Raw genomic sequence first — 18856 nt, 5'->3', positions numbered from 1 at the left:
ATGGCCCAGATCCAGACCACCCCCGACACCGAGCCCGGCACGCCGGAGACCGGCCCACGTCCGTCGCGCGCGGGCGCCGTACTGGCCCAAGCGCTGCGCGGCAACCTGCGCCAGTACGGGATGCTGCTCGCGTTGGCGCTGATCGTGCTGCTGTTCCAGTTCTGGACGGACGGCACCCTGCTCCAGCCGCTCAACATCACCAACCTGATCCAGCAGAACGGCTACATCCTCATCCTGGCCATCGGCATGATGATCGTCATCATCGCCGGGCACATCGACCTGTCGGTCGGCTCGCTCGCCGCCTTCGTCGGGGCCGCCGCCGCGGTGATGATGGTCAAACACCACGCGCCGTGGCCCGTGGCGCTGGTGGCCGCGCTGCTGATCGGTGCCCTCGCCGGAGCCTGGCAGGGCTTCTGGATCGCCTATCTCGGGATCCCCTCCTTCATCGTCACGCTGGCCGGCATGCTGCTGTTCCGCGGGGGGACCCAGATCCTGCTGCAGGGCCAGTCGGTGGCGCCGTTCCCCAAGGGCTTCCAGAACATCAGCAGCGGCTTCCTCCCCGAGGTCGGCCCCCGCACCGACTACCACAACCTCACCCTGCTGCTGGGCCTCGCGGTGCTGGCCGTCGCGATCCTGCAGGAGGTGCGCGGACGGCGGCGGGCCGCCTCGTACGGGCTGGAACCGCTCCCGGCCGGACTGTTCCTGATGAAGCTCGGCGCGATCACCGCGGCCGTGGTGGCCTTCACACTGCTGCTGGCCAGCTACCACGGGGTGCCGATCGTCCTGCTGATCCTCGGCGTCCTGCTGGTCGGCTTCGGCTACGTGATGCGCAACTCGATCCTCGGCAGGCACACCTACGCCATCGGCGGGAACGAGGCCGCCGCGAGGCTGTCCGGAGTGAAGAGCAAGCGGGTCGTCTTCCTCGCCTTCGTCAACATGGGCCTCCTCGCGGCCCTGGCCGGGCTGGTCTTCGCCGCGCGGCTCAACGCCGGTACCCCGCAGGCCGGCATCAACTTCGAGCTGGAGGCGATCGCCGCGGCCTTCATCGGCGGCGCCTCCGCGAGCGGCGGAGTGGGAACCGTCATCGGCGCGCTCACCGGCGGTCTGGTGCTGGGCGTACTGAACAACGGCATGTCGCTGGTCGGCGTCGGCACCGACTACCAGCAGGTGATCAAGGGCCTGGTCCTGCTGGCGGCCGTCGGCTTCGACGTCTACAACAAACGCAAGGCCAGAGGCTGACCGCGTATCGGGAACTCCGACCCGGGTGGCTGCGACCACCTGCCGGGAAGCGCCTGCCCGAGCACCCGCTCGGGCAGGTCGCCGTGCCCGAGCACGAATCGGGCGGGGGGCGGCGCGGCGGCGGGGCGGGCACATACGGGGGCAGGCAACTGTGGTGGTTTCCCACATAGCTGACCGACCTGGGCTTTTCTACGTTGTGGCGACACGGAATCGTTCCCGCAACCAGCCCGGAGTGGTATTCATGGCCGCCTCTGCACCCGCTCCCTCCGTCCCCACCGGCATCAGACGGATCGTCGCCGCCAGTCTCATCGGCACGACCATCGAGTGGTACGACTTCTTCCTCTACGGCTCCGCCGCCGCACTCGTGTTCAACAAGCTGTTCTTCCCCTCCAGCGACCCCCTCGTCGGGACCCTGCTGGCCTTCCTCACCTATGCCGTCGGCTTCGCCGCCCGGCCGCTCGGCGGGGTCGTCTTCGGGCACTACGGGGACCGGATCGGGCGCAAGCGGCTGCTGGTGCTCAGCCTGATGATGATGGGCGGGGCCACCTTCGCGATCGGGCTGTTGCCGACGCACGCGAGCGTCGGGGTCGGGGCGCCCGTGCTGCTGACCGTGCTGCGGCTGGTGCAGGGGTTCGCGCTGGGCGGGGAGTGGGGCGGGGCGGTGCTGCTGGTCGCCGAGCACGGCGACGACCGGAACCGGGGGTTCTGGGCCTCGTGGCCGCAAGCCGGCGCGCCCGGGGGGAACCTGCTGGCCACCGGGGTGCTCGCGCTGCTCGCCGCCGTCCAGTCCGACGAGGCGTTCCTCGCCTGGGGCTGGCGGATCCCCTTCCTGCTGTCCGGGGTGCTGGTGGTGATCGGGCTGTGGAACCGGGTGTCGGTCTCGGAGTCGCCCGCGTTCCTGGAGGCGCGGGCCCGGGCCGAGGCGGAGGAGGCCGCGGGGGCGAAGGCGCGGCCGCCGGTGGTCGAGGTGCTCCGCACCGGGTGGCGCGGGGTGCTGACGGCCATCGGGGTCCGGCTCGGCGAGAACGTCTCGTACTACATCCTCACCGCCTTCCTGCTGGTGTACGTCACCGCCCACCTGCACCTGCCGAAGTCCGACGCCCTGAACGCCGTACTGATCGGCTCTGCCGTGCACTTCGTGGCGATACCGCTGTGGGGCGCCCTCTCCGACCGGATCGGGCGGCGCGCGGTGACCCTCGTGGGCTCGGTCGGCATGGCGGGCTGGGCCTTCGCCTTCTTCGCCCTGCTCGATTCCCGCTCCTTCCCGGTGATCGCCGCCGCGGTGACCGCCGGACTGCTGCTGCACGGCGCGATGTACGGTCCGCAGGCCGCCTTCATCACGGAGATGTTCGACACCCGGGTGCGGTACTCGGGCGCTTCCATGGGTTCGCAGCTCGCCTCCATCATCGGCGGGGCCCTGGCCCCGATCGTCGCCGTCGAGCTGCTGAAGGACTACGCGTCCTCCCTGCCGGTCTCGCTCTACCTGTGCGCGGCGGCGCTGGTGACCACGGTGACCGTGCTGTTCGCCCGGGAGACGCGGGGCCGCAGCCTCACCGGGTCCGGGCCGGCGCCGGCGCCCGTGCGGGCGTCCGTCGGCGGCTGACGGCATCCGTACGCGCGCACGTATGCTCACCCCCGTGACGGACCGCGCCGGCGAGGGGGCCGGCCTACGGGAGCTGCTCGGCCTGCTCGCGCGGGGCGCGCCGGCCGAGGACTTCGCCCGGCCGGCCGCGGCCGCGCGCGCCGCCGGGGCGCCCGCCGGGGAGGTCGCGGCGCTGGAGGAGGCCACGCGGGTGGCGCTGGAGGTGCACCGGACGCTGCTGCGCCACCGCGCCCGGGAGGCGGAGCTGACGGCGCTGTTCGACACGGCGGGCGACCTCGCGGCGCTGCGGGACCTCGACGCGGTGCTGCGGGCCATCACCCACCGGGCCAGGCAACTGCTGCACACGGACGTCACGTACCTCTCCCTCAACGACGAGGCGGCCGGCGACACCTTCATGCGGGTCACCGAGGGGTCGGTGTCGGCCGCCTTCCAGCAGTTGCGGCTCGGGATGGGCGAGGGGCTGGGCGGGCTGGTGGCGCAGACCGCCCGCCCGTACGCGACCGGGGACTACCAGGGCGACCCGCGTTTCCGGCACACGCGCGCCATCGACGGCGCGGTGGCCGAGGAGGATCTGCACGCGATCCTGGGGGTGCCGCTGCGGCTGGGCGCGCGGGTGATCGGGGTGCTGTTCGCCGCCGACCGGCGCCCGCGCGCGTTCTCGGCGCGCGAGGTGGCGCTGCTGTCCTCGCTGGCCGACCACGCGGCCATCGCCATCGACGGGGCCCGGCTGCTGGAGGAGACGCGCCGGGCGCTGGCCGAGCTGAACGCCGCCTCGCGGACCATCCAGGAGAACAGCGACGCGCTGCGGCGGGCCGAGGAGGCGCACGACCGGCTGACCGGTCTGGTGCTGCGCGGCGGGGACGTCACCGAGGTCGCGGCGGCGATCGGCACGCTTCTGGACGGCGGCACGCTGATCCACGACGCGGACGGCGTGGAGCTGGCCCGCGTACGGGCGCACTCGCCGGCACCGCCCGCCGCCGCCGTGGCGGCGTCCCGGGGCAGCGGGCGGGCGGTGCCCCGGGAGGGGTCCTGGGTGTGCGCGGTGCTGGCCGGGCCGGAGCTCCTGGGCAGCGTCACCCTGACCGGCCGCGCGGACCTCGACGACGCGGGGCGGCGCCTGTTCGAGCGGGCCGCGACGGTGACGGCGCTGCTGCTGCTCCTGCGCCGTCAGGTCGCGGAGACCGAGGACCGGATACGCGGGGAGCTGCTGGGCGACCTGCTGAGCCCGTCGGCGGATCCCGCGGGACTGGCGGTACGCGCCCGGCGCCTCGGCGTGGACCTCGGGCTGCCGCACGCGCTGTTCGTCCTGCACGGCGGGGGCGCCCCGCGTCCGCGGCTGCTCGCCGCGGCGGCGCACCAGGCCCGCGAGCGCGGGGGCCTGGCGGGGGTGCACCACGACCACGTCGTGCTGCTGGCCCCCTCCCGGTCCGCCGGCGCGGACGCGTCGGGACTGGCCGGCGCGCTCGGCCGGGCGGTGGGCGGCCCGGTCACGGTGGGGGCGGCGCGCGCCGAGGGCAGTCCCGCCGTGCTGCCGGCCGCGCACGCGGAGGCCCTGCGCTGCCTGGCCTCGCTGCGTGCGCTGGGGCGGGAGGGGGACGGCGGCACGCTCGCGGAACTCGGCTTCCTCGGGATGCTCCTGGGCGACCGGGCGGACCTGCCCGCGTACGTCAGGGAGGTGCTCGGACCGCTGCTGGACTACGACGAGCGGCGCGGCAGCGACCTCGTGGGCACGCTGCGCGTGTACTTCGCGTCGGGGATGAGCCAGGCCAGGGCCAAGGACGCCCTGCACGTCCACGTGAACACGGTGGTGCAGCGGCTGGAGCGCATCGGCCGGCTGCTGGGGCCCGACTGGCAGTCGCCCGACCGGGCGCTGGAACTCCAACTGGCCCTGCGCCTGCACCAGGTGTCGGGCGGGGCCGCGCCGGGGCCGTCCGCTTCCTGAACCCGGGGGCTCGTACCGACGCCCGTTGACAGGGCTCCTCCCTGAGTCCATGATTCCATTAGTTATCTAGTGGATTAACGGAAAGGAGGGCTGCCGTGCGTGACATGACCACCGCCGGCGCGGCGGACGGCCGGTGGGCCCTGGAGGCGCGCGGGCTCGGCAGGAAGTACGGGCGGCGCTGGGCCCTGAAGGACTGTTCCTTCCGCGTTCCGGCGGGCCGCATCGCCGCCCTCGTCGGCCCGAACGGCGCCGGCAAGAGCACCCTGCTGAACCTGGCGACCCGCCTGACCGAGCCCTCGACCGGTGAACTGCGCGTTTTCGGCGCCCCCGCCGACGACCCCGCCGCCATGACCCGCTGGGCCTACCTGAGCCAGGACAAGCCGCTGTTCAAGCGGTTCACGGTGGAGCAGACCCTGCGGATGGGCCGGGAACTGAACCCGGACTGGGACCAGGAGGCGGCCGAGCGGATCGTAGGTGCCGGCGAGGTGCCGATGCGGGCCAGGGCCGCCGACCTGTCGGGCGGCCAGCGCACCCGCGTGGCCCTGGCGCTCGCCTTCGGGAAGCGGCCCGAACTGCTGCTGCTGGACGAGCCGATGTCCGATCTGGACCCCGTCGCCCGGGACGAGATCGGGGCGCTGCTGCTGTCCGAGGCCGCCGAACACGGCACGACCGTCCTGATGTCCTCCCACCTGCTGAGCGAGATCGAGGACATGTGCGACTACCTGCTCGTCCTCGCCGACGGCCGCGTCCGCATGGCCGGCGAGGCCGATGAGCTGGTCCCCATGCACACCCTGGTCACGGGCGTGAGCGCGGACGGCACCCTGCCCCCGGCGCTCGCCGCCCACACGGTGGTCGAAGTACGCACCTCGGGGCGGCACTTCACCGCGCTGGTCCGGCGCCAGGGACCGCTGGAGGGCGACTGGCAGCTCGCCGAGCCCAGCATGGAGGAAGTGCTGCTCGGTTATCTGCGCTCCCCCGGCGCCCCCGCCCTGCTCTCCCCCACCGCCGTCCCCGGCCACCGAGAGGAGCGCGCCGCATGAGCACGCTCACCCAGACCGGCCCCGGCCGGCGCACCGCGACCGCCCCGGGCCGCCGGCTGCGCGGACTCGCCTGGCTCGTGGCCCGCCAGCACCGTACGGCCCTGATCGTCTGCGCCGCGGCCGTCGTGCTCGGCACGGCCTGGATCGCGTACCAGCGGGGCGCGATGCTCGACGCCCTGCACGGCGCCGGCTGGCCCGGGAAGCCCGGCGCGGAGATCAACGGCAACGTCACCAACATGATCGCCAACGACCTGAACGCCGCGGGCGCTTCGCTGGCCTTCCTCCCGACGCTGCTGGGCGTGTTCCTCGGCGCCCCGCTGATCTCGGCCGACCTGGAGAACGGAACCGCCCGGCTCGTCACCACCCAGTCGGTGTCCCGCACCCGGTGGCTGGCGTGGAAGCTGGGCTTCGCCCTGGCCCTCGCCGCGGTGACGACCGGAATCCTCGGCCTCGCGTACGCCTGGTGGTGGCGCGCCGCCGGTCCGTTCACGGCCGGGGACTGGCTGACCAGCCCGGTGTTCGAGGTCACGGGCCCCACCGGGATCGGCACGGCCCTGTTCGCCACCGCCCTCGGCATCCTGACCGGCGCGCTGCTGCGCCGCACCGTGGCGTCCATGGCCTGCACCTTTGTGGTCAGCAGCGCCGCCCTGATAGCGGCCGAGGCGTTCCGCACCCTGCTCGCCACCCCGAGGCGGCTCACCTACCCGTTCGGGGGCACCCGGCCCGCCCTGCTCGATCGGGTGCCGGTGGTCGACGAGTGGATCGCGACCGCCTCCGGAAAGCTCTACGGCTGGGGCACCTGTGTGCACGACAGCGCGCCGGAGAGCTGCCGTGGCGCGCTCGGCATCGTCAACTCGGTCGCGGACTACTACGGCGAGGACCAGATGGCGGGCATGCAGTGGATCGCCGCGGCGGTGTTCACGGCGCTCGCCGCCGTGCTCGTCGGCGTCCTGCTGTGGCGGGCCCGGCGCCGGGCCCTGTAGCCGCCGCGCTCCCGGCGAACCCCTAGGCTGAAACTCCCACTGAAGATCGAGGAGGCGGGCACCGTGGTCGTGTTTCGCATCGAACGCCGCAGCGGCATGCCCGCCTACCTCCAGATCGTCCACCAGGTGGAACAGGCGCTCCGCATGGGCGCCCTGGAGGAGGGGGACAAGCTCCCGACGGCGGCGCAGGTCGCCGCCACCACCAAGGTGAACCCCAACACCACCCTCAAGGCGTACCGCGAGCTGGAGCGGCTGGGACTGGTGGAGGTCCGGCAGGGTTCGGGCACCTTCATCACCCGCACCCTGGCCACTCCGCAGACGGCGCCGGAGTCCCCGCTGCGGGGACGGCTCGGGGAGTGGATGCGCGAAGCGCGGGAACAGGGGCTGAGCGCCGGGGACGTGGCGACCCTGTTCGACGCGGCCCTGGGCGAGATCTACCCCGACCACCCCTCGGACCTTTCATTCATTGCAAGATCGTGAATGCGATCTTGCATATCAAGTCAATACCGGGATTCCTGCCTACTGTTCAGAGGTACCTCGCTTGACGCGTTCCTCTGATCACTGGATCCCACGATGATTGCCGAATCACCGCGCCACCGCACCGCGCTCGCCCTCGCCACCTCCCTCACCGCCCTCGCCCTCCTCGCCTCCGGCTGCGGACTCGGCGCCGAGGACGGCAAGCGCATCCGGGTGGGCGTCTCGGGCGACTCCCCGGAGTGGGAGGTCCTCGCCAAGGAGGCGAAGAAGGAGGGCCTGACGGTGGAGACGGTCGTCTTCGACGACTACTCCCTGCCCAACAAGGCCCTCAGCGCGGGCGACATCGAGCTCAACGCCTTCCAGCACCTGGTCTTCCTCGCGCAGTCCAACAGCGAGAACAAGACCGACATCGCCCCCATCGCCGCCACCACGGTGGTTCCGCTCGGCCTCTACTCCAGCAAGCACAAGCAGCTCGCGGACCTGCCCGACGGCTCCGAGATCACCCTGCCCAACGACCCCGCCAACCAGGGCCGCGGGCTGCGCGTGCTGGAGCAGGCCAAGGTCATCGAGCTGAAGAAGGAAGCGGGGCTGTTCGCCACCCCCGACGACATCACCGCCAATCCCAGGCACATCAAGATCACCCCGGTGAACGCGCAGCAGACGCCCCGCACCCTCAAGGACGCGGACGCCGCCGTCATCAACGACGGGGTCGCCGAACTCTCCGGCATCGACGCCGGGACCGCCCTGTTCAAGGACGATCCGGCCGCCCCGCAGGCGGTCCCCTACCTGAACGTCATCGCCGCCCGCGCGGACCACAAGGACGACCCCGACTTCCAGAAGATCATCAAGCTGTACGCCTCCCGGGCCGTCCAGGACGAGGTCCGCCGCACCAGCAACGGCACCGCGCACCACATCGAGCTGCCCGCCGCCGAGCTCCAGGCCGAACTGGCCCGCGTACAGAAGCAGCTGGCGCGATGACCGCCGCGGTCGAACTGCGTTCCGTACGCAAGGAGTTCCCCGGCGGGGCCGTCGCCGTCGACGACGTCAGCCTGTCGGTCGCGCCGGGCACCGTCTTCGGGGTCGTCGGACACAGCGGCGCGGGCAAGTCCACCCTGCTGCGGCTGGTCAACGGGCTGGAGGAGCCGACCTCGGGCAGCGTCCTGCTCGACGGCCAGGACATCGCGGCGCTCGGCGAACGCCGGCTGCGCCCGGTCCGCCGGGAGATCGGCATGATCTTCCAGCAGTTCAACCTCTTCCGCTCGCGCACCGTCCTCGGCAACGTCCTCTACCCGCTGCGGCTGGCCGGCCTGGACCGCGCGGCCGCCCGGGCCCGCGCCGAGGAGACCCTCGACTTCGTCGGCCTCGGCGGCCACGGCGAGCGCTACCCGGAACAGCTCTCCGGCGGGCAGCGCCAGCGCGTCGGCATCGCCCGCGCCCTGGCCACCCGCCCGAAGGTGCTGCTGTGCGACGAGGCCACCTCCGCCCTCGACCCGCAGACCACCGGCGAGGTGCTGGCGCTGCTGCGCCGCGTCAACCGCGAACTGGGCGTCACCATCCTGCTGATCACCCACGAGATGGAGGTCGTCCGCACGCTCTGCGACCGGGTGGCCGTCATGGAGGACGGGCGGGTGGTCGAGAGCGGCGAGGTCTACGAGGTCTTCGCGCGCCCGGCACACCCCACCACGGCCGCCTTCGTCCGCTCCGCCCTGCACGGCGAGCCCGACGGCCCGCTCCTGGAGCGGCTGCGGGCCCGCCATCCGGGACGGCTGGTCACGGTACCGGTCGTCGACGGGGCTCCGGCCCTGGATGGGCTCTCGGCCCTGCTGCGCGACCACGGCGTCGACTTCACCTTCGTCCACGGCGGCGTCGGCGAGGTGCACGGCCGTCCGCTCGGCAGCGTGACCCTGGCGCTGCGCGGGCAGGACGCGGCGGTCGAGGCGGTCGTGCGCGGCCTCGCCCTCCCCGCCGCGCGGGAAGCGGGTGTGCGGTGAAGGCCGACTGGAGCACCTTCTGGCCCAAGGTCCTCGACGCCACCGGCGAGACCGTCTACATGGTCCTCGTGACGCTGGCCCTGTCCACCGTCCTGGGGCTCGCGGTGGGCCTCGCCCTCTACGCCACCCGCAAGGGCGGCGTCCTGCCCAACCGGGCGGTGCACGCGGTGCTCGGGACGTTCATCAACGTCATCCGGCCCGTGCCCTTCATCATCGCGATCGTGGCCCTGGCCCCGGTCACCCGGGCGGTGGTGGGCACGATGATCGGTACCGACGCCGCGATCTTCCCGATGACGATCGTGGCCACCTTCGGGATCGCGCGGATCGTGGAGTCGAACCTGCTCTCCGTCGAGCCGGGGGTCATCGAGGCGGCCCGGTCCATGGGCGCCGGACCGCTGCGCATCCTGCTGACGGTCCTGGTGCCGGAGGCGCTCGGGCCGCTCGTCCTCGGCCTGACCTTCATGCTCGTCGCGCTGATCGACTTCTCCGCCGTCGCGGGCACCGTCGGCGGGGGCGGCGTGGGCAATCTGGCCATGACGTACGGGTACCTGCGCTTCGACACCTCCGTGATGGTGGTGACCGTACTCGTGCTGATCGCGCTGGTGCAGTCCGCGCAGTTCCTCGGCGACCGGGTCTCGCGGCGGATCCTCAGGCGCTGACCCCCTGGCCCCGTGGCCCCGCCGGCACCGCCGGCACCCCCGGCACCGCCCCGGCGGACGGCAGCGGCGGCACCCCGGTTCCCGGGATGCCGCCGCTGCCGGTGTGGGGTCAGTAGGTGTAACTCAGACCCGACTTGTACGGGGTGAGGGTCCGCTGGCCGACCACGCCGCGGTAGGTGTACCAGCCCCACTTCTTGCACATCGTCTGGTAGCTCAGGGTGTTGTACGCCCCCGAACCCACCCGCACGCGCGGGTAGATGACGTTGTCCCCCCAGTCCCCCTCCGCCGGACCGCTGGAATAGGCGTCCACCGCCCAGTAGACGCCGACCACCGAACCCCCGCCCGGGCAGTTCCAGCTGCCGAAGTTGACCCAGACGTTGCCGCCCGACCAGGCGCTGGCCGGGCCCGCGCCGAGCGCGAGGGCGCTCAGAGTGAGAGCCGAACCCACCAGCACGGCACGGGACTTGCGGAGCAGTGATCCACGCATGAGACCTCCCCGGTGACGACCGCGCGCACGTTCTCGCTGCGCGTGCGGAGCAGACTCCCACACGATCCGGCCGATTGTCTGACTTTCGACGAGATGACTCCGAAGTCGAACTATTGCATGTCATATACATGTTCGGATGAAGTGCGTTTGCCTTGGTCAGGCGGGTCCGGTCCTCCGGTCTTCCGGTCCGTCGCCCGAGCTGCCGGGGCCGCCGCCGCGCGCGACCATGGGTACATGGAGGCCCCTCTGGGCGGGATCAGCACCCCGGGACGGATCGCGGCGCGGGGCGAGGGCATCGGGGCGGAGGAGCTGGCGCTCGCCGCCCGCAACCACGGGCTGCCCCTGGAGGCCCTGCGCTACGAGGTCACCCCGGCCGGGCTGCACTACGTACTCGTGCACTACGACATCCCCGCCGCCGACCCCGGAAGCTGGCGGCTGACCGTCGGCGGCCGGGTCCGCCGGCCCCTGACGCTGGACCTGGCGGCCCTGCGGGCCCTGCCCGCGGTGACCTGCCGGGTCACGATGGAGTGCGCGGGCAACGGGCGGGCGCGGCTGACCCCCCGGCCGGTCAGCCAGCCCTGGCTGGTCGAGGCGGTGGGCACGGCCGACTGGACGGGGGCGCCGCTGCGGGCGGTGCTCGCCGAGGCCGGGGTGGCGCCGGACGCCGTCGAGGCGGTGTTCACGGGCGCCGACCACGGGGTGGAGCGCGGGGTCGAGCAGGACTACCGGCGCAGCCTGCCGGTGGACGTCGCCACCGGCGCGGATCCACAGGTGCTGATCGCGTACGCGATGAACGGCGAGCCGCTGCCGCCGCAGCACGGATTCCCGCTGCGGCTGGTGGTCCCCGGCTGGTACGGGATGGCGCACGTGAAGTGGCTGCGGGAGATCACGCTCACCGACGTTCCGTTCGACGGCTTCCAGCAGACGGTGGCCTACCGCTACCGGCTGACCCCGGACGACCCCGGCGAGCCGGTGACGCTGATCGCGCCGCGCGCCCTGATGGTTCCGCCGGGCTTCCCCGACTTCATGTCGCGGGTGCGCGTCGTGCGCCCGGGGGACGTGGCGCTGGAGGGGCGGGCCTGGTCGGGCCGGGGGCCGGTCGTCCGCGTCGAGGTGAGCGGCGACGACGGCCGGACCTGGTCCGAGGCCGTGGTGGAGGCGCGGACGCGGGGTGCCCTGGCCTGGCAGGCCTGGCGCGGCAGGTGGACGGCCACGCCGGGGCGGCACGTCCTCGTGGCGCGGGCCACGGACGCGACCGGTGGCACCCAGCCGCTCGGACAGGCCTGGAACCGAGGGGGGTTCGGCAACAACGCGGTCCAGCGGGTGCCCGTCCTGTGCCGCGACTGAACGCGCCGACCGCCGCGCCGGCCGCCCGGGGGCGGGCCCCCGCCCGCGCTCCGGCCCGCGCCCGGTTCAGGCTTCGGGGCCGTCGAGCATCCAGGCGGAGTCGTGCGCGGTGAAACCGACCCGGGGGTAGTACGCGCGGGCCTTCGGCGCGGCGAGGAGGACGATGGTGGCCTGCGGGGCCGCCTCCGCGGTGACGCGGATCAGCTCGCGGCCCACGCCCTCGCCCTGATGGGCGGCGTCGACGGCCAGGTCGCTGAGGTAGGTCGCGTACGCCCCGTCGGTGATCGACCGGGCGATGCCGATGAGGCGGCCCCGGTCGTCCCGGGCGGTGACGACGAGATTGGCGCCGGACAGCATCCGGGCGAACCGCTCGACGTCGTCCACGGGGCGGCGCTCGGCGAGCGTGGAGGCGCGGTAGAGGCCGAGCACCTCCTCGACGTCGAGATTGGCCCCGACGACGCGTTCACAGGACCACATGCGGTGCCACTTTCCTCGGGGGCCGGGGCCCGGGCCGGAGGCGGCCGCGCCGCCGGTCCGGCGGGCGCCCCGCACGTCCGTGTGCCGGTTTCCGGCCATGATCGCACGGCCCGGGGGCCGCCCAGCGTCGCGGGGCGGGGCGGGGGCCGTGTGTGGCGACAGCCCCTAGACGGGAGCCAGCAGTTCCGGGCCGTTGTTGCGGACGCTGTTGACCGCGGTGCCGACCGCGCGGACCTCCAGGAGGCCTTCGGCGGGTGTCGCGAGCAGGGCGCGCAGGTCGTGCGGGTCCTGGTGCGCGGGGTCCAGCCAGGCGTCGTAGTCCGCGGGGGCGAGGGCGAGGGGCATACGGGGGTGGACGCGGCCGGCGGCGTCGGTGGCTTCGGTGGTGATCACGGTGCAGGTGGCCCACCAGGCGGCCGGGTCGTCGGGGTCCGCGACCGAGGGGTCGCGCCAGAACTCGTACAGGCCCGCCATCGCCATCACCGTGCCGTCCTGGGGGCTGATGAAGTACGGCTGCTTGTACGCCTTGGCGGTGGCGGTGGCGGGGACCGCCTCCCACTCGTAGAAGCCGTCGGCGGGCAGGAGGCAGCGGCGCTTGGCGTAGGCGCGGCGGTAGGCGGGTTTCTCCGCCAGCGTCTCGACGCGGGCGTTGATCATCTTGGCGCCGCCGCCCGGGCCCTTCGACCAGGAGGGCACCAGTCCCCAGCGCAGTGCCCGCAACTGCCGCCGCACCGCGCCACCGTCCCGGTCGGCGCGCTCCAGCACCGCCCACACGGGGTCCGTCGGGGCGACGTTCCAGCTCGGCGGGACGAGGAGGCCGGGGCTCGGGCCGTCGGCCTGGAAGAGACCGGTCAGGTCCTCGGGACTGCGACTGGAGGCGTATCGACCGCACATGACCCCAGCCTGCCACGCTGCTCCACGATCCGGGGTCCGGCGGGGCTCTCGGGTGGGCGAGCGCAGGCCGGGCGGCGCGCATCAGGAGCGCCGGAAAATCCTGGCGGATGAGGGTGAAGAGGAGGCCGTCCGGACCGGACGGGAGGGGGGCAGGGAGGTACAACCACTCCTTGCCACTTTCAACTTATAGCGCACAGGGGGCCTTGCGGCAAGGCCCCGGGGGTGGGGCAGAATCGCGGGCCGAGGTCAGAAGCTGCTGAAATGGGTGATTCACGAAGTGTCTGCATTTTTGTCGGCAGAGGAAACCACGGACCGTCCCACCACGAGCGCGTTCGCCCTGCCCGAGCGCCTCTCCGCCAAGGCCGACCCGGCGCTGACCGGCCGCGACGAGCTGCACTTCGCGGCCATCGCGCAGAGCCTCGAAGAGTCCGTCGCCGAACTGTCCGGCCGTCTCGAAGCCGCGCGCCGGGCGCCCGGCGGCATCGGCCGGGGGGCGATGGACCGGGACGCGGAGATCCACCGCCTGACCGCCCGCCTGCGCACCCTGCGCCGCTTCGGACTGGACCTCTGCCTGGGGCACGTCGTCCCCGCCGACGGTTCGGGGCCCCTGTACATCGGCCGCCTGGGCCTCACCGACAGCACGGGACGCCGGCTCCTGCTCGACTGGCGCTCCCCCGCCGCCGCGCCGTTCTTCGCAGCGACCCACGCCGACCCGATGGGCCTCGCGAGCCGCCGCAGGTACCGCTGGACCGGCGGCCGGATCGGGGACTACTGGGACGAGGTGTTCACGGCCGACGGCCTGGAGGGGCACGCCGCCCTCGACGACCAGTCCGCGTTCATCGCCAGCCTGGGCGGCAACCGGTCGGCCCGCATGCGCGACGTGCTCGCCACCATCCAGGCCGACCAGGACGCGATCATCCGGGCCGGCTCCCGCGGTTGCCTCGTCGTCGACGGCGGTCCGGGCACCGGCAAGACCGTCGTCGCCCTGCACCGCGCCGCGCACCTCCTCTACTCCGACCCGCGCCTCGGTCACCGTCGGGGCGGCGTGCTGTTCGTCGGCCCGCACCAGCCCTACCTGGCCTACGTCGCGGACGTGCTGCCCAGCCTCGGCGAGGAGGGCGTGCAGACCTGCACCGTGCGCGACCTGGTCGCCGAGGGCGCCACGGCGCAGCCCGAGGCCGACCCGCGGGTGGCCCGGCTGAAGTCGTCCGCGGGGCTGGTGAAGGCGATCGAGGCGGCCGTCGCCCTCTACGAGGAGCCGCCCACCGAGGTGCTGACGGTCACCACCCACTGGTCCGACCTCCGGCTGGGCCCCGACGACTGGGCGACCGCGTTCGCAGCGGTGGAACCGGGAACCCCGCACAACGAGGCGCGTGAGCAGATCCTGGAGGAGCTGCTCACGATCCTGATGGACCAGGACGACGGGGAAGCCCCCGCGCACCTGCTGCGCAGGTCGCTGCTGCGCGACCGGGAGCTGATCTCCGCCCTGGAGCGGGCCTGGCCCCTGCTGGAGGCGACCGACCTGGTGGGAGACCTGTGGTCACTGCCCGCCTACCTGCGCAGGTGCGCCCCCTGGCTCGGCCCCGACGACGTACGCGCACTGCGGCGCGCGGATCCCCAGGCCTGGACGGTGTCCGACCTGCCGCTCCTGGACGCGGCACGGCAGCGGCTCGGCGACCCGCGGGCGTCCGGGCGCGAGCGCCGCCGGGCGGCAGCCGTCGCCGCCGAGCGGGCCCGGCGGGCAGACGCCATCGACAGCCTGCTCCAGAACGTCGTGATCGACGAGAGCGAAGGCGCGATGGGCATGCTGCGCGGACAGGACCTCCAGGACTCCCTGACCGACGACGGCGCGCTGCCCACCGTCGAGCCGGACCTCCTCGCCGGGCCGTTCGCGCACATCATCGTCGACGAGGCGCAGGAACTGACCGACGCCGAGTGGCAGATGCTGCTGCTGCGCTGCCCGTCCCGGAGCTTCACCGTCGTCGGCGACCGTGCCCAAGCCCGGGACGGGTTCACCGAGTCGTGGCGGGAACGGCTCGAACGGGCCGGGCTCGACCGGATCACCGTGGCCTCCCTGAGCGTCAACTACCGCACGCCGGAAGAGGTCATGGCGGAGGCCGAACCCGCCATCCGCGCCGCGCTCCCCGACGCCAACGTGCCCACCTCCATCCGGGCCGGCGGCATCCCGGTCGCGCACGGATCCGTCGCGGACCTGGACGACGTCCTCGACGGCTGGCTCGCCGCCCATACCGACGGGGTCGCCTGCGTCATCGGAGCGCCGGAGTTCCGGGCCACCTCCCGCGTACGGTCGCTGACTCCGCAGCTGGCGAAGGGGCTGGAGTTCGACCTGGTCGTCCTCGTCGACCCGCAGGCCTTCGGCGAGGGGATCGCGGGGGCCGTCGACCGCTACGTCGCGATGACCCGCGCAACGCAGCGGCTCGTCGTCCTCACCAGCACCTGAGGGCGGCCGGGGCGCTGGTGGGGGCGCTCACGCGGCACCGTCCTTGAGGGCACGGCCGAACTGCTCGTCCAGGACGGACAGCCGGCGCCAGTACTCCTCCTCGTCGATCTCGCCCGAGGCGAAGCGCCGGCCCAGGACGGCGATCGGCGAGCGTTCGCCGTACGCGGTCTCCCGGATCTGCCACGGGCCGCGGCGGGCGCCGCGCCGGCCCGTGCGGCGCAGCACGGTGACGACGGTGATCACGACCGCCGCCCAGACCAGCGGGAAGAACAGCACCCACGGGCCGGGCCCGTCGTACGCGAGGGTGGTCAGGGGGTTCATCTCGGTTCAGCTCCTCGGAAGCGCGGGTTTTCGTCTCGCTCTCAGACTCGCTCCGGGAGGGGGCCGGGGTCGTCGTACGGCCGGCTGCACCGGGGGTACTTCCGCGGGAGTACCCCCGGGCGGGAGGGGCGGGGCGGGGGCGGTCCGGGGGCGGGACGCGGGCGCGGGCCGGTCAGCCGAGCCAGCCGGGCCGGACCAGCCCCGACTCGTAGGCCAGTACGACCAGTTGGGCGCGGTCGCGGGCGCCGAGCTTGACCATGCTGCGGCTGACGTGCGTCTTGGCGGTGAGGGGGCTGACGACCAGGCGGCGGGCGATCTCCTCGTTGGACAGTCCCAGGCCCACCAGGGCCATGACCTCCCGCTCGCGGTCGGTGAGCCGCTCCAGACCGGCCGTGTCGGCCGGCTGTTTGGAACGGGCCGCGAACTCCGCGATCAGGCGGCGGGTGACTCCGGGGGACAGCAGGGCGTTCCCGTCGACCACCTCCCGGACGGCGCGCAGCAGTTCCTCCGGCTCGGTGTCCTTGACGAGGAAGCCGGAGGCTCCGGAGCGGATGGCTTCGAAGACGTACTCGTCGAGCTCGAAGGTAGTGAGCATGACCACCCGTACGGCGCCCAGCGCCCGGTCCCCGGTGAGGGCCCGGGTCGCGGTGAGTCCGTCGAGGGCGGGCATCCGGATGTCCATCAGGACGACGTCGGGGCGCAGGGCGCGGACGAGCCGGACGGCTTCCTCCCCGTCGGCCGCCTCGCCCACGACCTCCATGTCGGGCTGGGCGTCGAGCAGGGCCCGGAACCCGGCCCGCACGAGCGACTGGTCGTCGGCGAGCAGCACGCGGATCACGGGTCCTCCTGGTGCGGGGCGGGCGTCAGCGGGACCCGGGCGATCACCCGGAACCCGCCGTCCGGGCGGGGGCCCGCCTCGATGGTGCCGCCGAGGCCGCCGGCCCGCTCGCGCATCCCGGCGAGGCCGTTGCCGCTGCCGCCCGCGGGGGTGCCGGTGGCTGGGCCGTCGTCCTCGACGCGCAGTTCGAGGGTGTCCGGCAGCCAGCCGAGGCGGATGCGGGCGGTGCGGGAGCCCGAGTGGCGCACCACGTTGGTCAGCGCCTCCTGGAGGATGCGGAAGGCGGCGAGGTCGCTGCCGGGCGGCAGGCGGCGGGGGCGCCCTTCGGTGGCGGTGTCCACGGTGAGGCCGGTGGCGGCGGCCTGTTCGAGGAGCTCGGGGAGCCGGTCGAGGCCGGGGGCGGGGGCGCGCGGGGCGGCGCCGGGGGCGCGGAGGGTGTCCAGGACCTGGCGGACCTCTCCGAGGGCCTCCTTGCTGGCGGCCTTGATGGTGGCGAGCGCCGTACGGGCCTGCTCGGGGTCGGTGTCGAGCAGGGCCAGTCCGACGCCGGCCTGGACGTTGATCACCGAGATGCTGTGGGCGAGTACGTCGTGCAGCTCGCGGGCGATGCGCAGGCGCTCCTCGTCGGCCCGTCGGCGGGCGGCCGCCGCGCGCTCGGACCGTTCTCGGGACCACTGGTCGCGGCGGACGCGGACCAGCTCGAAGGCGGCGAGCACCGCGAGGGCCCAGGCGGTGATGCCCAGTTCCCGAGCCCAGGGCGCCGGGCCGTCCCCGGGGGGCGGGAGGCGGGGGTAGAGCCAGTGCCCGATGAGGAGGTGGCCGGTCCACAGCAGGGCGACGGCTCCCCAGGCGGCCCGGCGGTGTCCGGATATGACGGCGGCGAAGCAGGCGACGGCGAAGCTGACGAAGACGGGGCCGTAGGGGTAGCCGGCCGCGAGGTACACCAGGGTGACGGCCCCGACCGCGTAGGCCACGGCCACCGGGTGGCGGTGGCGCGCGAGCAGCAGGGCGGGGCCGAGCAGCAGCAGGATCCGGGCCCAGGCGTCGAGCGGGACCCGGCCGGGCTGCGCCTGCGCGGCCCAGCCCGTCCCGACCTGGGCGAGGACGGCGACGAGCAGCGCGGAGCGCCAGCCCAGGCCCCGCCCGGCCCCTTCCACCCATCGTCGCCACGGCGGACCGGGGCGTTCGCGCTGTTGTTCCATACCGTCACGCTAGACGCGGGCCCGTGTAACCGGCGTCCCCCCGGCGTAGCGTTTCGGGTGTACTCCCCCGGTAGTACGCCGTCCTGCTCCACGCGGGTCGGCGGGCCTCGGCCAGTGCCCGCGACGGCGCGGGCGAGGGCGAGGGCGAGGGCGCAGGCGACAACGCGGGCGACCGCATTCCGGCCAATCAATGACGTGGTCATGACATCTCTGGCTCCCTGTGGGACATTCCGTGGCGCACGCACTCCGCACCGCCCTCGCACCACACCCCCACAAGGACGTGTCAAGGAGGAGCGACATGCAGCACCTCGCGCCACCGCGCCTGCGGAAACTCGGCATCGCGGCCCTGGCCCTCGCGGCCACCGTCGCGGGCGCCACGACCGCCACCGCGTCGCCTGCCGCCGACCAGAAGGTCGACGGCGTCATCGTCGTCGCGGGCAACACCTGCACCTGGAGCAACGCCCGCACCAGCGCGAATCCCCCCACCGCCCTCACCGTCGACCGCACCACCGTCAACAAGCCCGGCGGCAACCTCACCTGTGACGGGGGCATCAGCGCCTCCCTCAACAACAACCCGGCCTTCACCTTCGACCTCGCGGCCGGCACCGCCCGTACCGACCTGATCGACATCACCGGGCAGCAGAGCTTCGTCTCCTGCCGCTACAAGGCCACCAACCTCGTGTGGGACCGCGACGCGGCGTCCGGGAAGTACGTCAACCGGGCCTTCACCGCCACCAAGGCCTCGGGCAGCTTCCTGTGCCCGGGCTCCGTCACCACGGCGGCCGGCGGCGCGTCCATGCTCTTCCACTGACCTGCTCCGCCCGACCGCGGGCCGGTCGCGCCGCCCGGTGTGGCGGCGGGACCGGCCCGCGCCATACCCCGTCCCGGCAGCCGT

At 73.6% G+C, this 18856-nt stretch carries 18 protein-coding genes; 12 read left to right on the top strand and 6 right to left on the bottom strand.

What is annotated here, in order from left to right:
• The 9 genes from mmsB (at nucleotide 1) to ACFYYT_RS03000 (ending at nucleotide 9934) form a co-directional block, all read left to right on the top strand.
• Nucleotides 1-1239, top strand: coding sequence for a multiple monosaccharide ABC transporter permease (gene mmsB, locus ACFYYT_RS03040; protein ID WP_351817155.1), 1239 nt, complete (start codon nucleotides 1-3; stop codon nucleotides 1237-1239).
• A gap of 241 nt (nucleotides 1240-1480) precedes the next feature.
• Complete coding sequence (locus ACFYYT_RS03035; RefSeq protein ID WP_351817152.1) at nucleotides 1481-2842, top strand: MFS transporter; 1362 nt, start codon at nucleotides 1481-1483, stop codon at nucleotides 2840-2842.
• A 22-nt stretch (nucleotides 2843-2864) separates the two neighbouring features.
• Nucleotides 2865-4784: a GAF domain-containing protein gene (locus ACFYYT_RS03030; RefSeq protein ID WP_351817149.1), complete on the top strand. Its 1920-nt coding sequence runs from the start codon at nucleotides 2865-2867 to the stop codon at nucleotides 4782-4784.
• A 104-nt stretch (nucleotides 4785-4888) separates the two neighbouring features.
• Nucleotides 4889-5824 (top strand): ABC transporter ATP-binding protein, encoded by a 936-nt coding sequence (locus ACFYYT_RS03025; protein ID WP_351817290.1) that lies wholly within the window; start codon nucleotides 4889-4891, stop codon nucleotides 5822-5824.
• Complete coding sequence (locus ACFYYT_RS03020) at nucleotides 5821-6807, top strand: ABC transporter permease (protein ID WP_351817146.1); 987 nt, start codon at nucleotides 5821-5823, stop codon at nucleotides 6805-6807. Before ACFYYT_RS03025 ends, ACFYYT_RS03020 begins: the two co-directional genes overlap by 4 nt.
• Nucleotides 6808-6903: 96 nt before the next feature.
• On the top strand, nucleotides 6904-7287 hold the full coding sequence (locus tag ACFYYT_RS03015) for a GntR family transcriptional regulator (RefSeq protein ID WP_351817287.1): 384 nt from the start codon (nucleotides 6904-6906) through the stop codon (nucleotides 7285-7287).
• Between the two features lie 93 nt (nucleotides 7288-7380).
• Nucleotides 7381-8262 (top strand): MetQ/NlpA family ABC transporter substrate-binding protein, encoded by an 882-nt coding sequence (locus ACFYYT_RS03010; RefSeq protein ID WP_351817143.1) that lies wholly within the window; start codon nucleotides 7381-7383, stop codon nucleotides 8260-8262.
• Nucleotides 8259-9275, top strand: coding sequence for an ATP-binding cassette domain-containing protein (locus ACFYYT_RS03005; RefSeq protein ID WP_351817140.1), 1017 nt, complete (start codon nucleotides 8259-8261; stop codon nucleotides 9273-9275). Before ACFYYT_RS03010 ends, ACFYYT_RS03005 begins: the two co-directional genes overlap by 4 nt.
• Nucleotides 9272-9934 carry a methionine ABC transporter permease gene (locus ACFYYT_RS03000; protein ID WP_351817137.1) on the top strand — a complete coding sequence of 221 codons (663 nt, stop codon included), beginning with the start codon at nucleotides 9272-9274 and terminating at the stop codon, nucleotides 9932-9934. Before ACFYYT_RS03005 ends, ACFYYT_RS03000 begins: the two co-directional genes overlap by 4 nt.
• 109 nt (nucleotides 9935-10043) lie before the next feature.
• Here the strand turns inward: ACFYYT_RS03000 and ACFYYT_RS02995 are convergent, their stop codons facing one another.
• Complete coding sequence (locus ACFYYT_RS02995; protein WP_351817134.1) at nucleotides 10044-10421, bottom strand: hypothetical protein; 378 nt, start codon at nucleotides 10419-10421, stop codon at nucleotides 10044-10046.
• Between the two features lie 234 nt (nucleotides 10422-10655).
• Between ACFYYT_RS02995 and ACFYYT_RS02990 the strand changes: the two genes are divergently transcribed.
• Nucleotides 10656-11768, top strand: a complete 1113-nt coding sequence (locus ACFYYT_RS02990) for a sulfite oxidase (protein WP_351817131.1) — start codon at nucleotides 10656-10658, stop codon at nucleotides 11766-11768.
• Between the two features lie 66 nt (nucleotides 11769-11834).
• Here ACFYYT_RS02990 and ACFYYT_RS02985 read toward each other — a convergent pair whose 3' ends face one another.
• A complete protein-coding gene (locus tag ACFYYT_RS02985) occupies nucleotides 11835-12344 on the bottom strand; it encodes a GNAT family N-acetyltransferase (protein WP_351817128.1) in 510 nt (169 codons plus the stop codon).
• Between the two features lie 66 nt (nucleotides 12345-12410).
• A complete protein-coding gene (locus tag ACFYYT_RS02980) occupies nucleotides 12411-13139 on the bottom strand; it encodes an SOS response-associated peptidase (protein WP_351817126.1) in 729 nt (242 codons plus the stop codon).
• A 289-nt stretch (nucleotides 13140-13428) separates the two neighbouring features.
• On the opposite strand from ACFYYT_RS02980, the gene helR reads away from it, so the two are divergent.
• Complete coding sequence (gene helR, locus ACFYYT_RS02975) at nucleotides 13429-15600, top strand: RNA polymerase recycling motor ATPase HelR (protein WP_351817123.1); 2172 nt, start codon at nucleotides 13429-13431, stop codon at nucleotides 15598-15600.
• Nucleotides 15601-15627: 27 nt separating this feature from the next.
• On the opposite strand, the gene ACFYYT_RS02970 is transcribed toward helR, so the two are convergent.
• The 3 genes from ACFYYT_RS02970 to ACFYYT_RS02960 form a co-directional block, all read right to left on the bottom strand.
• Complete coding sequence (locus ACFYYT_RS02970) at nucleotides 15628-15921, bottom strand: SHOCT domain-containing protein (RefSeq protein WP_351817120.1); 294 nt, start codon at nucleotides 15919-15921, stop codon at nucleotides 15628-15630.
• 172 nt (nucleotides 15922-16093) lie between these two features.
• Nucleotides 16094-16759 (bottom strand): response regulator transcription factor, encoded by a 666-nt coding sequence (locus tag ACFYYT_RS02965; RefSeq protein ID WP_351817117.1) that lies wholly within the window; start codon nucleotides 16757-16759, stop codon nucleotides 16094-16096.
• The gene (locus ACFYYT_RS02960; protein WP_351817114.1) at nucleotides 16756-17961 is read right to left on the bottom strand and encodes a sensor histidine kinase; all 1206 of its coding nucleotides are present in this window, start codon (nucleotides 17959-17961) and stop codon (nucleotides 16756-16758) included. The genes ACFYYT_RS02965 and ACFYYT_RS02960 overlap by 4 nt, the downstream gene beginning before the upstream one ends.
• 298 nt (nucleotides 17962-18259) lie before the next feature.
• Between ACFYYT_RS02960 and ACFYYT_RS02955 the strand changes: the two genes are divergently transcribed.
• Nucleotides 18260-18772 carry a hypothetical protein gene (locus ACFYYT_RS02955; protein WP_351817111.1) on the top strand — a complete coding sequence of 171 codons (513 nt, stop codon included), beginning with the start codon at nucleotides 18260-18262 and terminating at the stop codon, nucleotides 18770-18772.
• Nucleotides 18773-18856 lie beyond the last annotated feature (84 nt).

This window comes from Streptomyces sp. NPDC002032 (assembly GCF_042890765.1).
Taxonomy (GTDB): domain Bacteria; phylum Actinomycetota; class Actinomycetes; order Streptomycetales; family Streptomycetaceae; genus Streptomyces.
The sequence above is the reverse complement of the archived record's forward strand: the minus strand, read 5'-3'. Positions and strand labels throughout refer to the sequence as shown.

Coding starts and splice junctions, on each gene's coding strand:
- mmsB (WP_351817155.1), top strand. CDS start 1: ATGGCCCAGATCCAGACCACCCCCGACACCGAGCCCGGCACGCCGGAG.
- ACFYYT_RS03035 (WP_351817152.1), top strand. CDS start 1,481: ATGGCCGCCTCTGCACCCGCTCCCTCCGTCCCCACCGGCATCAGACGG.
- ACFYYT_RS03030 (WP_351817149.1), top strand. CDS start 2,865: ATGCTCACCCCCGTGACGGACCGCGCCGGCGAGGGGGCCGGCCTACGG.
- ACFYYT_RS03025 (WP_351817290.1), top strand. CDS start 4,889: ATGACCACCGCCGGCGCGGCGGACGGCCGGTGGGCCCTGGAGGCGCGC.
- ACFYYT_RS03020 (WP_351817146.1), top strand. CDS start 5,821: ATGAGCACGCTCACCCAGACCGGCCCCGGCCGGCGCACCGCGACCGCC.
- ACFYYT_RS03015 (WP_351817287.1), top strand. CDS start 6,904: ATGCCCGCCTACCTCCAGATCGTCCACCAGGTGGAACAGGCGCTCCGC.
- ACFYYT_RS03010 (WP_351817143.1), top strand. CDS start 7,381: ATGATTGCCGAATCACCGCGCCACCGCACCGCGCTCGCCCTCGCCACC.
- ACFYYT_RS03005 (WP_351817140.1), top strand. CDS start 8,259: ATGACCGCCGCGGTCGAACTGCGTTCCGTACGCAAGGAGTTCCCCGGC.
- ACFYYT_RS02995 (WP_351817134.1), bottom strand. CDS start 10,421: ATGCGTGGATCACTGCTCCGCAAGTCCCGTGCCGTGCTGGTGGGTTCG.
- ACFYYT_RS02990 (WP_351817131.1), top strand. CDS start 10,656: ATGGAGGCCCCTCTGGGCGGGATCAGCACCCCGGGACGGATCGCGGCG.
- ACFYYT_RS02985 (WP_351817128.1), bottom strand. CDS start 12,344: ATGGCCGGAAACCGGCACACGGACGTGCGGGGCGCCCGCCGGACCGGC.
- ACFYYT_RS02980 (WP_351817126.1), bottom strand. CDS start 13,139: ATGTGCGGTCGATACGCCTCCAGTCGCAGTCCCGAGGACCTGACCGGT.
- ACFYYT_RS02970 (WP_351817120.1), bottom strand. CDS start 15,921: ATGAACCCCCTGACCACCCTCGCGTACGACGGGCCCGGCCCGTGGGTG.
- ACFYYT_RS02960 (WP_351817114.1), bottom strand. CDS start 17,961: ATGGAACAACAGCGCGAACGCCCCGGTCCGCCGTGGCGACGATGGGTG.
- ACFYYT_RS02955 (WP_351817111.1), top strand. CDS start 18,260: ATGCAGCACCTCGCGCCACCGCGCCTGCGGAAACTCGGCATCGCGGCC.